Below are 14,333 nucleotides of genomic sequence, written 5' to 3' on the forward strand. Positions count from 1 at the left end.
GCCTGATAGCCGTGCGGTATCAGGCGCTTTCAAGGCTCGGTAAAAACGTTCAACTGCAGTACAACACGGAGGTCTTCGCGGGTTATGTCGGGTGCCAATCGTCGCAACTATCGTGGAAAGCATCGAGCCAAGAAGTCGCCCGCGTACGGCTCACCTCGACTGGCCGCAACGCTGATCGCAGGTACGCTGCTCGGGCCGGCCGCGGTCACCCTGACGACCAGCGCCACCGCGGTCGCCGCGGCGCCGAGCTTCGGCTTCAAGGTGCAGACCCAGGGCAACGACAGCCAGGGCAGGGCGATCCTGCACTACAACAACACGATCAAAGACGAAGCCATCGAAAAGGCTGTCAAGCACCTGAATTCGACACCGGGCATCAACTGGGTGTTGAAACCGGGAACGGGCAGGGGCGCCATCAAGATTACGTCGGAGCGCTTCGGCGGTGGCGTGGCAGGCATGGGCGGCTGGGACGGCAGCGGCCCCTTCGTGAAACTCGATCCCAAGAATAAGGGCTTCAACGCCGACGATCGCACCGAAGTCGCCGCGCACGAACTGCTGCACGCCATGGGTCTCGACCACAACGACAGTGGCTGCAGCATCATGGCGAGCTCGGTGAACAGGTGCAATAAGGGCCCGACGCCGCTGAGCAAAGACGAAATCAATGTGCTCAACAGCAAATACAAGAAGGGAGCGCCGGGGAAGGACGATCCGTCCGATCAGAACAAGCCCGGCGACAGTGAGCCAGGAGACAGCGAGCCTGGCGACAGCAACCCTGGCGGTGACGACGAGACCGGGCAGCCGGACGACTCCACCGACCCGGGTGAACCGGATGACAACTCGTCGAATCCTTGGGAAGGTGACGACAATTCGTCGAATCCATGGGAGGGCGACGACAATTCGTCGAACCCGTGGGAGGGCGACGACAACTCGTCGAACCCGGGGGAAGGCGACGACAACTCCTGGGATCCTTGGCAGAGCCAGCCCGATAACAACTCGTGGGATCCTTGGCAGAATCAGCCGGACAACAGCTCGTGGGATCCTTGGCAGAGCCAGCCGGACAACAACTCCTGGGACCCTTGGCAGAATCAGCAGGACGACAACTCCTGGCAAAGCGATTCCGACCAAGGGACATGGAACCCGTGGCAAAGCCAGCAGGGCCAGAGCCCTTGGGACAACTGGTGGTGAGTCCGGCTTACGGCGCCAGCATCAGGAAAACTTGTGGGCGCTCAAATACCTGATGCTGCCGAACACCGTGGCAAAAGGCTCCGGCATGGTCGGCAGCGGCCGCTGATATCGCTCGGCCAGGTCGCTGGGTGGCACACTCCGGGTGTTCCATCCTTGTTCAGCCAGCCATTCGCCGGGTTCTTTCCGGTCGTCGGTGTAGAACAATGACGCGAGCTCGGAGGCATCTATCGGGGTGCCTCCGAATTGCTCGGTTTGCGCGTCGACGAGCTCCTCGAAATCTATGTCGACACCGATATCGATATCGTCGACGGCCAGTCGGCTGCCCGGGGTCGATAGTTCAGTGATCCGCGCGAACAAGGCGTCCTGTGCGGCGCCGGGCAGATAGGCGAGCAGTCCCTCCGCCGACCATGCCGTCGGCGCGTTCGGATCGAAGCCTGCGGCGAGGAGCGCGGCAGGCCAGTCGTCGCGCAGATCGACCGCGACCTCCCTGCGCGAAGCCTTCGCCTCGGCGCGGGATTCGATGAGCACGCGGCGTTTGAACTGCAACACCATCGGCTGGTCGACCTCGAAAACGACGACGCCTTCCGGCCAGTCGATGCGGTAGGCCCGCGCGTCGAGACCAGCAGCCAGAATGACCACCTGGCGTACCCCGGCGTCCGTCGCGGCCAGGAAGAAGTCGTCGAAGAATTTGGTGCGCAGCCCCATCGCGCCGGTCGCGAGCGGATGCTCCGCCCACAGCGCCGGATCGCTGATCAGCTGGATGGTGTCCGCATCGCCGGAGGCCACGATGAACCGCTCGGCGTATTCGTCGACGATCAGCGGATCGGGCTGCTTGCTGACGACCGCCCGCGCGGCCGCGACCTGAAGCGCGGTTTTCCCGACCCCGGTCACAATGTCCCAGGTGTCACCTTCGAAACGCATCGTGCTCTCCTCGAACCTACAAACCACGCGCCGACGCGATAGCTACGCCATTGCCGCTGGGTAGAGCGTTATCGAGTTTGATCATACGATCGAGTGACTGGGACGGCAGCGTGGGTGGGTTCGGCGAGGACCCAGCGCCACGCTGCGGCTGGCGATCAACAGTGCGATTCGAGTCAGGCAGACATGAATGCGGTAGCTGCGGCACACGCCTTCAGCCACGCGGCAAGTCTCGGTCCGTCCTCGCTGCCGTTGGACAGGGTGGACGAAATTCACGCCAGTTCGGACGATAACCATGCAGAGAGCTATCTCACTACGGCTTCATCGTCTCCGAACGAAGGATGTGGTGGATCGCCATCGGTCATACCGGGCATTGGGGACTGTCGCTCGAGCGCTCCGGTCATGTCGGTGGGCCGATGCGGTCATGGCGTGCGTCGCCGACCTGCTCGTAGATTCGGCTCGTGAGCCCTTACCGGCGCTCGACAAGGCTGGTTCCACGACGAGAGGTAAGGCGCGAGTGGACGAAACGGTCGACGGCCGGGCGCTGGTGGAGATGTTCAATGCCGGCCTCGCGCATGCTGTACCCGCCATGTACGAGCTGGGTGTTCGCCTGGTCGAGTTGGCGCCGGGACGTGCGGTGGGCATGGTGCCGATGGACACCAACCGCAATCACTTCGGTGGAATGTACGCGGGGGCGTTGTTCGCGGTAGCCGAAATGCTCGGGGGCGCGGTGGCTTTGGCGTCTTGCGACGCGAGCCGGTTCTATCCGATTGTGAAAGACATGCAGATCAACTATCGGCGACCGGCGACGACCGATGTACGAGCCTGCGCCGAGTTGGGTGCCGCGGAGATCGAGTCGATCGTGCGACAGGCAGAAGCCACCGGCAAGGCCGAGTTCACACTCGATGCGGTGCTGACCGATGCCTCCGGTGTCACGGTCGCGACGACGCACGGCACGTATCAGATCCGCGCTCGGTAGACGAGTGGCTCGGCCGCTGTCCGCTCGGAACGTGGGCGCCGCCTTCGCCGAGGACGGCTGGGAGATCCCGCGTCTCGGTGAGCCGCTGTGAACGCTAGCTCGTCGCGGGCCCACTCGCCTCGGGCCGGTGCTGCCGTTCACTCAGCACGAGCGCTCCTGCCGCCAGCAGGTAGAACGGCGACAGGAACAGCAAACCCGATACCGGCGTGGCACCGTACTCGAGCGACGACATCCCGAGATATCCGCCTACCGCACCGAGAACGGCCAGAATACCTGCGGCCCAGCGCGTTCCGAGCCGGGCATACCTGCGCGGCAGCACGAATACGACCGCGGGCAGCAGCACCACGAGGCCGGACTCTGCGACATATTCGAGCCATTGCTCGAGCAGCGGCGGCTGGTCGCCCACCGCTCGGAACACTATGGCCGCGCTTTCGAACGCCCTGGACTCGCCGTGGATCGCTCCGGCGTCGCTGTCCGGCAGCTCCGGGAAGTGCGCATTGAGTACCTGTGGTAAAGCGACCAGGACCAGGGTCAACACACGCCAGCAGGTCACCGAGCGCCACCACCGCCCCGGCGACACCATATGCCTCAATCCCATCTAACCGACCTCTCCGCGGGCGACGCTACCCGCGCAGCCCATCCTCAGCGAATTCCGGTACCCGGGCCCGCCAAGGCCTGAAACAACCCTACTGTCATTCCGGCATGCCTTCGGCTGAAACCCACAGGCCGACAACGGATCTGCGGGATCGTTCCCGACAGCCGGTATTCAGCAGTAGCGCGCGTTCCCTTGGCCGAGTCGACATCCACCCGTTGATCTTTCGAGAGCTCCGCGCGGACCGCGCTCCGCGGCAGTACCGGATGCTCAGAATCGCAGCGCACCTCAGCTCGTGGCAAGCAACAACGCTGTGCGTTTGGCCAACATCGTCCGAGATGCACTACTGGACAGGCGATCACGGGGAAACTATGTGACTGGCCTCTCGACCGATGTCGCCCTCAATTCCCCGTGATCAGGTGACCAGTTGCGGCCGGCGCCCACACATCAGCATTTCCGTGCGTTCCTCTGCCCGAGATGATCTCGGCCAGTTGATCTTTCAGGAACGCCGAGTGGCTCCTTCAGGCCGCGCTCCGCGGCATGAGCGCGCGTCCATGCCAGGCCGCGCGTTAGGCGCACAAGCGGACCTTTCCGAACGCAGCGCGAGCCAAACCCGCCATGACATGGTCCCGCGCACGGATCGTGGTGGTGCGCACAAGTTCGCCCCATGGCTTGTGCGCATCGGTACAGAATGTGCGCGGGATCGAACCCACAGACTTCGCATAGGGCAGGAGTGGTCGCTGTGGCACACGGTAATCGGCAGGTCCGGACGTTCTACGAGCGTTCGGCCGATCATTTGATCAGGGTCGGTCGAACGCGCACTTCGGCATTTGCTTGCGTCCGCATGAAAGGCGGTGACGCAACCCGGCCTGACAACCCGTGAACTTGTTAGATTGGTTGTGCAGCAATGGCTTTAGTAGTATGACGGTCCCGACTCGGCGCGTCGTGGACTAGACGTTCAGCCGAAGTACTCGCGGATCTCGGCGAAGTGGGTATCGATGAGGCCGGTCCGGGGGTTGACGGGGATCAAGTTGGTGGGTGTGTCGCCGCGGGAAGACAGGAACTCGTCGCGGGCGGTGGGGTACATGCCGAAGTCGTCGTCGAGCCAGACGAGCGGGCGTTGCCGGGCGTAGGCGCAGACGGCGGGAAACTTCCAGGCAGGTCCGGTGTCACCGAACTGGATCACTGGCAGCTTGGGCAGGCCGATGGCGGGGCCGACCATAGTGTTGGCCTGGTGTTCCCAGGTGGTGGCCCAGACGAGCTCGGCGGGGCCTGCGGCTTGCAGTAGGGCCCGGCCGTGGGTGGGGTTGAGCCACATGCGCAACGGGTGGCGCCTGCTCCAGCCTGAGATCGTGAACTTGTGCTCGCGATAGCCGACTGGTTTGGCGTCGGCTTTGGCCGCGAACGGGTTCAGCGGGCCGTCGATATCGAGGAGCAGAAGAGGCCGCACGATCTATATCGTGCCAGAACGTCGGCATCCTTCGGCGTAAACGTCGTTGCGGTCGGCGGTCGGTGGTCTGGCGGGGTGCGTCGGTGGTTCTGTGATCAGTTACTTTGCGGGGTAAGGACTTTCGCGGAGCATATCGAGGGAGTGGTGCTCTGGCGAATTGATAGCGGACGAAACGCACCGACCTTGCCGCGCCTGCGTGACGAAGCGCGCATCATCGGGCGATAGATCGGGCGAAACGGAGGGTGACCAGCTGGAAGGGGCGCAGCCGCACGCGGACTCCCGCGTCCTCGACGGTGGCGGATGGGTCCTTCGGCAGTGGGCGTTCGAGCAGATCGCAGACCTGGACGTCGGTGCTGGGGAACCCCGCGGTGACCAGTGCCGAGGCTCGGCCGCCGTGCGCCTCGTAGACGCGGAGAACGACGTCGCCGCTGCCGTCGTCGGCGAGTTTGACGGCGCTGGTCACCACGGCGTCGTTGTCGACGGTGAACAGCGGCTCGACCGGTTCGGCTACGCCTGCGGTCGGCGCGGTGAGGTTGATGCGGTAGCCCGCGCGCACCGCATCGCCGATCGAGGCGCCGGGCAGCAGCGCGTGCCGGAAATGGTGGACGCCGTGATCGGTCAGTGGGTCGGGGAACCGCGGGGCGCGGAGCAACGAAGCGCGCAGTGTTGTCGTCGTTCCGCCGTCGGCGCGGACCGTGCGGGTGACGTCGTGGCCGTAGGTCGAGTCGTTGACCAGCGCGACACCCCAGCCCGGCTCGGCGAGGTGGACGAAGCGATGGTTGCATGCCTCGAACTTCGCGTACTCCCAGCTGGTGTTGGTGTGGGTGGGGCGGTACAGGTGACCGAACTGCGTTTCGGAGGCGTACCGGTTGGAGTGAATATCCAGGGGGAAGGCCAGTTTCAGGAATTTCTCGGTCTCGTACCAGTCGACACTGGTGTCGATGTCGAGGCTGTGCGCGCCGGCCCGCAGCGTGAGGGTTTGCTCGATTTTGGAGGACCCGAACGAGCGGGCGATCCGTACTCGGTCCGAATCCGGTTCCGCCACGACGAAATCCGCGTCGGTGAGATCGGTGACCCGGTTCCGGTAGAAGAGATCGACATCCCAGGCGTCCCACGAATTCGGCAGATCCGGGTGCAGCTGCAGCAGATTCGCGGCGGCGCCGGGCGGCAGCGTCTCGCGCTGCTGCGCAAGGTCGAACACCGACACCACGAGACCCCGCTCGTCGACTTCCACCCGCAACAGTCCGTTGTCGAGAACGAATCCGCCACCGGTGCGTTCGAGCACCGAGCAACTGTCACCCGTCGTCGTCGGGCCCGCCCCGCCCGCCGGAACCGACTGCCACGCATGCGGCGTCGAATTGAAGACGTTCGGGCCTGCCTGCCCGCCGCCGAGCGCCGATTGCGCCCGCTCGATGATCGTAGTCAGCTCCTCGGCCACCGCGGCGTATGTCTGCTCCGCCTCGCGGTACACCCACGCGATCGACGAGCCGGGCAGGATGTCGTGAAACTGGTTCAGCAACACCGTCTTCCAGAGTCGATCCAATGCCGCGTACGGATACTCGAGCTTCTTGCGCACCGCCGCCGTCGCGGCCCACAGCTCGGCCTCCCGCAGCAGGTGTTCGCTGCGGCGATTGCCCTGCTTGGTTTTCGCCTGACTGGTCAGCGTGGCGCGGTGCAGCTCGAGGTACAGCTCGCCCACCCACACTGCCGGGTTCTGATACTCGGCCTCGGCCTTGGCGAAGAAGTCGGCGGGCTTGTCCCACACCACCTTCGGCGAGCCTTCCAGGTTCTTCATCCTGGCGGCCTTGGCGACCATCTCCCGCGTCGTCCCGCCGCCGCCGTCGCCGTAGCCGGTCGGCGCCAGCGACATCGACGCGCGGCCCTTCTCCTTGAAATTCCTTGCGGCGTGCGCGATCTCGCGGCCTTGCATCGAGCAGTTGTAGGTGTCGACGGGCGGAAAGTGGGTGAAGATCCTGGTTCCGTCGATGCCCTCCCAGAGGAAGGTGTGATGCGGAAACTGGTTGATCTGACTCCAGGAGATCTTCTGTGTCAGTAACCATTTGGACCCGGCGGCCTTGATGATCTGCGGCAGCCCTGCCGCGAATCCGAACGTGTCGGGCAGCCATGCCTCCTCGTTCTCGATACCGAACTCGTCGAGGAAGAATCGCTTGCCGTGCACGAACTGCCGCGCCATCGCTTCGGAGCCGGGCATATTCGTATCGGCCTCGACCCACATGCCGCCGGCGGGCACGAACCGCCCCTCCGACACCGCTTTCTTGACCTTCGCGTACACCTCGGGACGATGCTGCTTGATGAAATCGTATTGCGCGGCTTGGGACATCGTGTAGACGAAGTCCGGCTCCTCGGCCAGCAGGGCGGTCATGTTGGCGGTGGTGCGCGCGACCTTGCGCACCGTCTCGCGCAGCGGCCACAGCCACGCGGAGTCGATATGCGCGTGGCCGACCGCGGAGATCGTGTGCGCGGACGGGATCGCAGGCTTGGCCAGCACATCTACCAGGCAGGCGCGCGCGGCGGCCGCGGTGGCGTTCACGTTCTGCAGATCGATGGCGTCGAGCGCGCGTTCGATCGCACGGACGATGTCGTAGCGGCGGGCGGGATCCTCCGGCATCTCGTGCATCAGTTCGCCGAGCACCTCCAGATCCAGCACCAGCTGCCAGACCTCTTCGTCGAAGACCGCGAGATCCATTCGGCCGAGCCGATATTGCGGGTCGCTGCCCGCGGTGAGCTTGTCACCGAGTGCGGTCGGTCCGAAGAAGGGAATGCTCGGATTCGACGCCGCCTCGACATGCCACAACACCTGCTCGCCGCCGACCGCCGGCGACGCAACCCGAACCCACTGGCTGCGTGGGTGCAGACCCTTGACCGGTGACCCGTCGGGTCGATAGATCAAGCCCTCGCATTGGAAACCCGTCGCGTTGACGTCGAAGCCGAGGTCGATGATCGCCTCGACGGTCTTACCCGCCCATGCCTCCGGCACGGTGCCCTCGACCGTGAGCCAGCTGGTGCCCCACGGCGCGCCCCACGGGGTACCGGGCCTGGTCGGCGTGCGCGGCGCGGCGATGCCCTCGGCGACCGGCACCGGCTCATCGGGCGCGACCCAGATGGATGCCGTCAGCGGCACGGACTCCGGGTAGATCGCCGGAGCGATCCGCTCGGACAAGACCCGTCCGAGGCGGCTCTCTATCAACCGACGGTCATCGTGCATAGCGGTGGCTCCGATCGGATCGACGGCGTGAGCAACGCGGTGTCCCCATTGTCCACAGCAAGGTGAACATTCTCCGGTACAGCCGACGGTGTGCCGTAGCGCCTTCGGCCGATTCCCGGGAATGGGCGTCGGTGCGCGGCGTCTTGTGACACCGTCGGTGTGAGGATGGATTGCCTTGCAGGAGGACCCATGGCATCGAACTGGCGGGTGTTCGCGGCGGTGGTGAGCGTCGGTGCGCTCGTGGTCGGGGGAGCGGCGTGCGGATCGGGCGGTAGCGGGGCGTCGTTGACCATCACCGCGAACGCGATCAACTCGGCGGGCGGGAAGAACGCGGCCGAGGCGAAGTGGATCGAGGAGTGGGTCATCCCGAGGTTCGTCGACCAGCAGCAAGCCAAGGGCGTCACGGTGCGGGTCAAGTTCCAGGCGACCGGGGTGCCGGACGAGGACTACAAGAGCAGGATCGCCAAAGACTTGAAGACCGGCACCGGCGCCGATGTGGTGTCGCTGGACGGGATCTGGGTCGGCGAGTTCGCCGAAGGACACCAGATCGAACCGCTGGACAAGCTGGTCGGGGTGGACAAGGTCAAGGCATGGGACGGCTGGCAGCACGTGCCGGACGCGGTGCAGCAGTTGACGTCCTATCAGGGCGCGCAGTACGGCATTCCGATCGAGACCGACGGGCGGGTGCTGTTCTTCAACCGCAAGGTGTTCGAGCAGGCCGGCTTGCCCGCGAATTGGCAGCCGACCGCGTGGGATCAGGTGCTCGAGGCGGCGCGGAAGGTGAAGGCGGTGCCCGGAGTCGTTCCGGTGCAACTGAATGCGGGCACCAGCTTCGGCGAAGCGACGACAACCCAGGGGATGCTGCCATTGCTGGCGGGCACGGGGAGCACGTTGTACGAGGGCGGCAAGTGGGTCGGCAACACGGCGAAAATCCGTCGGGTACTCGACTTCTACCGCACGCTGTACAGCGAGCAGTTGGGCGATGCGGAATTGCAGCAGGACGCCAAAGGCCGGGAGAAGAGCTTCGAGAAGTTCGCCAAGGGCCAGGTGGGAATCCTGGTGGAGAGTGACTACTTCTGGCGCGGCGTGCTGAACCCGACCGGGGGCAGCTTCCCGATGACCGAGCGCGACACCCAGGTGGGCTGGGCGAAGATTCCCGCGGCGACGCCGGGGAGCGGCGTGCACGGACAGGACTTCGTGAGCATCTCCGGCGGCGGCGGGCGGGTGATCAACCCGAAGAGTAAGAATGTCGCATTGTCTTGGGAACTCCTGCAATTCATGAACTCGCCGGAGGCGTTGCGCGAGCTGCTCGCCCGTGGTGGCCCGCGCATCACTGCGCGTCAGGACGTCAACGCCGACGCGCTCGGCAGCGACCCGATGCTGACGTTCGTGTCCGAGCAGATCTTGCCGATCACCGCGTTGCGGCCCGCACTGCCGGAGTACAACGCCGTGTCGAAGGCGCTGCAGCAGGCGGCACTCGACGTGGCCACCGGCAAGAGCACGGCGGATGCCGCTGCGGCATATGGCAAAGCGGTGGTGGCGGCGGTCGGCGGCCAAGACAAGGTGGCCAGTGACTGATCCCGCTACCCCCGGCGCCGCCGCTGTCGCCGGAGCACAGCGGGGCGGATCCGATACCGACGTCGCCGGATTGGGGCGTTGGAAGGCGAGCGCGTTCGTCACGCCTGCGCTGCTGCTGATCGCGGCTTTCCTGGTTTTCCCTGCACTGTGGTTGCTGTGGATCGGCCTGACCGATCTCACCGTGTCCGGGCGCACCTCGGTGGACGTTTCCTTTGTGGGACTCGGCAATTACACGAAGGCGCTGACCGACCCGCTGTTCGGCAACAGCGTGTGGATCACGCTGCTGTTCGTGTTCGGCTCGGCCATCATCGGCCAGAACAGTCTCGGCTTCGCACTGGCCTGGACGATGCGCCGTGCGGTCCGCTGGGTCCGCGTCGTGGTGGAGAGTCTGGTGCTGCTCGCGTGGATCCTGCCCGCGAGTGTGGTTGCGGTGGTGTGGATTGCGATGCTCGATCGCGATGAAGGCACCGTCAACCGGTTGCTCGGGAATCCAGGCTACGCGTGGATGATTCACCAGCCGCTCGCCGTCATCATCGTGTTCAACATCTGGCGCGGCACTGCGTTTTCCATGCTGCTGTATTCGGCCGCGCTGTCGACCGTGCCGCCGTCGCACCTCGAAACCGCGCGGCTGGCCGGGTCTTCCGGGCCACAGACTTTGCGGGACGTGGTCTTTCCGCACCTGCGCGGGCACGTCCTGACGAACACGCTGCTGATCAGCTTGTGGACCTTCAACGACTTCACCCCGTACCTGCTGACACGGGGCGAGCCGAACCACCGCAGCGAGACGCTGCCGATCTTCCTGTACCGGCAGGGGATCGACGACGGCGCGCTCGGCTACGGCGCCGCGGCGTCGGTGCTGATGCTGCTGATCAATCTGGTGCTCGCGCTGTTCTACCTGCGCCTATTGCGGCGGAGGAGCTCATGAACCCACGGCATATCGTCTCCAGGATCGGCTTCTACACCTTCGTCGCGGTGGTGACCGGATTCTTCGTGCTGCCGATGCTCTGGCTCGCCTCGGCGCCGTTCGACGCCAATCCGGGGTATGCGCCGCGTATTCCGGAAAAGCCCACGCTGAAACACTTTTCGGCATTGTTCGAAGATGACCTGACCATGGGTTCGCTCTGGAACTCGGTGCTGCTGTCCGGATCCTGCATGGTGCTGGTGGTTTCGAGCGCGGCGCTGGCGGCGTACGCGCTGTCGCGGGTCCGGATCCCCGGCCGGGACGCACTGCTGTATTTGCTCCTGCTGCTGTCCAGCGTGGTGACCGGCACCGCGGCGATGGTGCCGATCTTCCTGATGATCTGGAAGCTCGGATTGCTCGACCAGGAACTGGGTGTGGTGCTTGTGCTTTCGGGCGGTCTGCTGCCCGCAGCCATCTTCATCCTGAAGGACTTCATGGACTCGGTGCCGAAGTCCTATGAGGAATCGGCGCGGGTGTTCGGGGCCGGGCCGCTGCGGATGCTGCGCGACATCGTGGTGCCGCTGGCTCGGCCTGGACTGGCCACGATCGCGGTGTGGACCGTGGTGAACGTCTGGGGTAGCTACTTGGTGCCGTTCCTGCTGTTGCGCGACCAGGACAAGCAGCCTGCCGCGGTGGTGGTGCGCACCTTCTACGACGAGGGCGGCGGGGCGCTGCTTGGTCCGATTTCGGCGTTCTCCCTGCTGTATTCGATTCCGGTCGTGCTGATGTACGTGTTCGTCAACCGGCGCTACGGCTTCCGGCTCCACGGAGGGATCAAGTCTTAGATGGCGCAGATCGATCTGGTCGACCTGACGAAGGTCTTTCCCGGTGACGTGAAAGCCCTTGACGGCCTGAACTTCACGATTCAGGACGGCGAGTTCTTCGCGCTGCTCGGACCATCCGGGTGTGGCAAGACCACCTTGCTGCGCAGCATCGCCGGACTGGAAACCCCGACCAGCGGGCAGATCCGGATCGACGAGAAGGACGTCACCCGGCTCTCGCCTGGTCGGCGCGACGTGGCGATGGTGTTTCAAGACTATGCGCTGTTCCCGCACATGACGGTGGCCGACAACATCGCCTATCCGCTGAAGGTCCGCGGCACTGACCGTCGGACCAGGGCAGGGAAGGCGACCGAAACCGCGGAACAGCTTTCGCTGCAAGGACTGCTGGCCCGCAGACCCGCCGAGCTGTCCGGCGGACAGCAGCAGCGAGTTGCGTTGGCGCGGGCAATGGCCTGCCACCCCAAGGTGTTTCTCTTCGACGAGCCGCTGTCCAACCTGGATGCACGGCTGCGCTTGGAAGCCCGCACCTTCCTGAAGAAGCTGCAACTCGAGCTCGGCGTCACCACGGTCTTCGTGACTCACGACCAAGCCGAGGCACTGGCCATGGCGGACCGGATCGCGGTGATGTCGGAGGGTCGGATCCGCCAACTCGGCACTGCCCGTGCGGTTTTCCGCCGCCCCGCCGACACCTTCGTCGCCAACTTCATTGGCTCCACCCCGATGAACCTGATCCCCGGCGAGCTGGTCGGCCTGAGCCCCTCGGTCATTTGGGGCGCCCGCCCCGAATACCTGACCTTCTCCGCCACCCCCGTGGACGATGCGCTGTACGGCAGCGTCTCCACGGTCGCACACCTCGGCGCAACCTCATTGGTCACCGTAGAGGCGGACGGCTTCACTGTCGGCGTGATCGTGCCGGAGGCGGAAGAGCCTGACGTCGGCACCGACGGTTGGGTTGTCCCGCAACCCGACCGGATCCTGCACTACGACGCCGAATCGGGCGCGCTGCTCCCGTGAGGCCGAAATCTGATGCAGCGGGCACGACACCCTTCCGATGAGTCAGGAATCGATCAGGTACTGGGCGACGATGTAGCCGGAGTTTCCGGAAACGCCTGCGCCCGGCCAGGTGCCCGCGCCGAGGACATACAGATTGGGTACGAAGGTGCGGTGGCCCGGTGCGGCCGCGATGGGGCGCAGCGCGAAGCTCTGGGCGAGGTCTTGGGCGCCGCCGTACGGGTCGCCGGGGCCGCTGTTGGGATTGAAGGCGGCGAGGGTGGCCGGGGTGACTGTTGCTCGGGTGACGATCTTTTCGGTCAATCCGGGGATGTGGCGTTCGACGACCTCGAGTACTCGATCGGCGAAACGGTCGACCACGCAGGAGTTCCAGGTGCCGTCGGTGGCGATCGCGCCCGCGGCGTCACCGCGCGGACTGGTCGGCACATCCGTGACCTCGATGCGAATCACGTTGGTGCCCTCGGGCGCTCGGGTCGCGTCGTGCGCGGTCGGGCAGTCGAGGGTCATCGTCGGCCATGCGGGCAGCAGATCCGCTCGCGACTGCGCGACGTGCAGGGAGAGCCCATCGAGGGAATCGGTGAGGAAGGGCTGGCCGATCCGGGCGAACCGCTTGTCCGGCCACGGGATCGGACCGTTGATGGCGAGGTGCAGCTGGAAGATGCCGGTGCCATATCGGTATCGGCGTGCCTGCGACAGAATGCGCGGGGGCACAACGGTTTCGGCGAGCAACCACTCGTAGAGCTGGTCGGGATTGACGGAGGCGACGACGCTGTTCCGTGCCCGATACGCGCTGCCGTCGGACAGTTGCACGCCCACCGCGCGCCCGTCGGCGACCTTGATGCGGGTGACGGTGGCCTTGTTCTGGACGACACCGCCGTGCTCGGTGATGATGCCGCTGAGCGCCTCGGCGAGCTTGCCCATGCCGCCCTGGGGGATCGGCATGCCGCCCGCGGTGAAGCCGAGTGGGAAGATCGTCGTCCAGAACGCGCCGCCCGCGTCGTCGGGCCCGTGGCTCACGTGGGCCGGCCACGACCCGAAAAGGCTTTGCAGCGCCGGGGATTCGAGTTCCGATACGGCCGAGCGCGAGGTGTCGAGCGCCAGCTCGGCGACCTGGGACCAGCCCTTGCCTTCGCTCACCAACCGGGCGATGGTGGCCCTGGCCGCGTCGGAGGTCAGATCCTGGCCCATCAGACCGAACGCCTCGCCTGACGACGGACCCAAGGCCGCCATGATCTCGGCGACCGCCGAGCTGTCACCCGGGTGCAGGCGATCGGCCTCGTCCGCCAGCGCCAAGGGATCGCGCGGGAAGACCGCGGTGGTGCCGTCCTGCATGGACACGCCGGTGGGGAACTCGGGTTGCAGGATCTCCAGGCCCTGTTTCCGCAGATCCGGACCGAGATCGCGCCACGCGGGTCCGCTGGTGAACAAGGGAACGGCGGACGAGAACGGGTCGTAGGTCACCCCAGGCGACAATTCGGCGCTGCGGACGAAGCCGCCGACCCGATCGTTGCGGTCGAGGACGAGGACGTCGTATCCGGCCCTGCTCAGATAGGCGGCCGCGACCAACGCGTTGTGGCCGCCGCCGACGAAGATGTGGTCGAAGTTTTGCATGCTGTCAGTCGACCAGTCCGGCGTCGTGAGGTCGAGATCTGTT

At 65.4% G+C, this 14,333-nt stretch carries 11 protein-coding genes; 6 read left to right on the plus strand and 5 right to left on the minus strand.

Going from position 1 to position 14,333, the window contains the following annotated elements; genetic code table 11:
- The first annotated feature begins 84 nt into the window (after positions 1 to 84).
- On the plus strand, positions 85 to 1,182 hold the full coding sequence (locus tag ACGFNJ_RS16815) for a matrixin family metalloprotease (protein ID WP_393448215.1): 1,098 nt from the start codon (positions 85 to 87) through the stop codon (positions 1,180 to 1,182).
- 21 nt (positions 1,183 to 1,203) lie between these two features.
- Here the strand turns inward: ACGFNJ_RS16815 and ACGFNJ_RS16820 are convergent, their stop codons facing one another.
- A complete protein-coding gene (locus tag ACGFNJ_RS16820) occupies positions 1,204 to 2,103 on the minus strand; it encodes a class I SAM-dependent methyltransferase (protein ID WP_393448217.1) in 900 nt (299 codons plus the stop codon).
- A 514-nt stretch (positions 2,104 to 2,617) separates the two neighbouring features.
- Here ACGFNJ_RS16820 and ACGFNJ_RS16825 point away from each other — a divergent pair.
- Positions 2,618 to 3,079 carry a YiiD C-terminal domain-containing protein gene (locus ACGFNJ_RS16825; RefSeq protein WP_393448219.1) on the plus strand — a complete coding sequence of 154 codons (462 nt, stop codon included), beginning with the start codon at positions 2,618 to 2,620 and terminating at the stop codon, positions 3,077 to 3,079.
- Between the two features lie 94 nt (positions 3,080 to 3,173).
- Here ACGFNJ_RS16825 and ACGFNJ_RS16830 read toward each other — a convergent pair whose 3' ends face one another.
- The 3 genes from ACGFNJ_RS16830 to ACGFNJ_RS16840 all read right to left on the minus strand — a co-directional run bounded on the left by ACGFNJ_RS16830 (position 3,174) and on the right by ACGFNJ_RS16840 (position 8,347).
- The gene (locus tag ACGFNJ_RS16830) at positions 3,174 to 3,677 is read right to left on the minus strand and encodes a hypothetical protein (protein WP_393448221.1); all 504 of its coding nucleotides are present in this window, start codon (positions 3,675 to 3,677) and stop codon (positions 3,174 to 3,176) included.
- Positions 3,678 to 4,629: 952 nt separating this feature from the next.
- Entirely contained in the window at positions 4,630 to 5,121 is a 492-nt protein-coding gene (locus tag ACGFNJ_RS16835) for an HAD domain-containing protein (RefSeq protein WP_393448223.1), read from the minus strand.
- A gap of 211 nt (positions 5,122 to 5,332) precedes the next feature.
- Entirely contained in the window at positions 5,333 to 8,347 is a 3,015-nt protein-coding gene (locus ACGFNJ_RS16840; RefSeq protein WP_393448225.1) for an alpha-mannosidase, read from the minus strand.
- A 189-nt stretch (positions 8,348 to 8,536) separates the two neighbouring features.
- Between ACGFNJ_RS16840 and ACGFNJ_RS16845 the strand changes: the two genes are divergently transcribed.
- From ACGFNJ_RS16845 to ACGFNJ_RS16860, 4 genes are read left to right on the plus strand one after another with little or no spacing between them, the layout of a single operon-like run.
- Positions 8,537 to 9,925, plus strand: coding sequence for an extracellular solute-binding protein (locus ACGFNJ_RS16845; protein ID WP_393448227.1), 1,389 nt, complete (start codon positions 8,537 to 8,539; stop codon positions 9,923 to 9,925).
- Entirely contained in the window at positions 9,918 to 10,850 is a 933-nt protein-coding gene (locus ACGFNJ_RS16850) for a carbohydrate ABC transporter permease (RefSeq protein WP_393448229.1), read from the plus strand. Before ACGFNJ_RS16845 ends, ACGFNJ_RS16850 begins: the two co-directional genes overlap by 8 nt.
- Positions 10,847 to 11,671 (plus strand): carbohydrate ABC transporter permease, encoded by an 825-nt coding sequence (locus tag ACGFNJ_RS16855; protein ID WP_393448231.1) that lies wholly within the window; start codon positions 10,847 to 10,849, stop codon positions 11,669 to 11,671. The genes ACGFNJ_RS16850 and ACGFNJ_RS16855 overlap by 4 nt, the downstream gene beginning before the upstream one ends.
- Complete coding sequence (locus ACGFNJ_RS16860; RefSeq protein ID WP_393448233.1) at positions 11,672 to 12,682, plus strand: ABC transporter ATP-binding protein; 1,011 nt, start codon at positions 11,672 to 11,674, stop codon at positions 12,680 to 12,682.
- 42 nt (positions 12,683 to 12,724) lie between these two features.
- Here ACGFNJ_RS16860 and ACGFNJ_RS16865 read toward each other — a convergent pair whose 3' ends face one another.
- Positions 12,725 to 14,290 (minus strand): phytoene desaturase family protein, encoded by a 1,566-nt coding sequence (locus ACGFNJ_RS16865; RefSeq protein WP_393448235.1) that lies wholly within the window; start codon positions 14,288 to 14,290, stop codon positions 12,725 to 12,727.
- Positions 14,291 to 14,333 lie beyond the last annotated feature (43 nt).

This window comes from Nocardia sp. NPDC049149 (assembly GCF_043197455.1).
Lineage (GTDB): Bacteria > Actinomycetota > Actinomycetes > Mycobacteriales > Mycobacteriaceae > Nocardia.

Bases quoted from the DNA above. Each gene is read 5' to 3' on its own strand.
- ACGFNJ_RS16815 (WP_393448215.1), top strand. From the start codon at position 85: ATGTCGGGTGCCAATCGTCGCAACTATCGTGGAAAGCATCGAGCCAAG.
- ACGFNJ_RS16820 (WP_393448217.1), bottom strand. From the start codon at position 2,103: ATGCGTTTCGAAGGTGACACCTGGGACATTGTGACCGGGGTCGGGAAA.
- ACGFNJ_RS16830 (WP_393448221.1), bottom strand. From the start codon at position 3,677: ATGGGATTGAGGCATATGGTGTCGCCGGGGCGGTGGTGGCGCTCGGTG.
- ACGFNJ_RS16840 (WP_393448225.1), bottom strand. From the start codon at position 8,347: ATGCACGATGACCGTCGGTTGATAGAGAGCCGCCTCGGACGGGTCTTG.
- ACGFNJ_RS16845 (WP_393448227.1), top strand. From the start codon at position 8,537: ATGGCATCGAACTGGCGGGTGTTCGCGGCGGTGGTGAGCGTCGGTGCG.
- ACGFNJ_RS16855 (WP_393448231.1), top strand. From the start codon at position 10,847: ATGAACCCACGGCATATCGTCTCCAGGATCGGCTTCTACACCTTCGTC.
- ACGFNJ_RS16860 (WP_393448233.1), top strand. From the start codon at position 11,672: ATGGCGCAGATCGATCTGGTCGACCTGACGAAGGTCTTTCCCGGTGAC.
- ACGFNJ_RS16865 (WP_393448235.1), bottom strand. From the start codon at position 14,290: ATGCAAAACTTCGACCACATCTTCGTCGGCGGCGGCCACAACGCGTTG.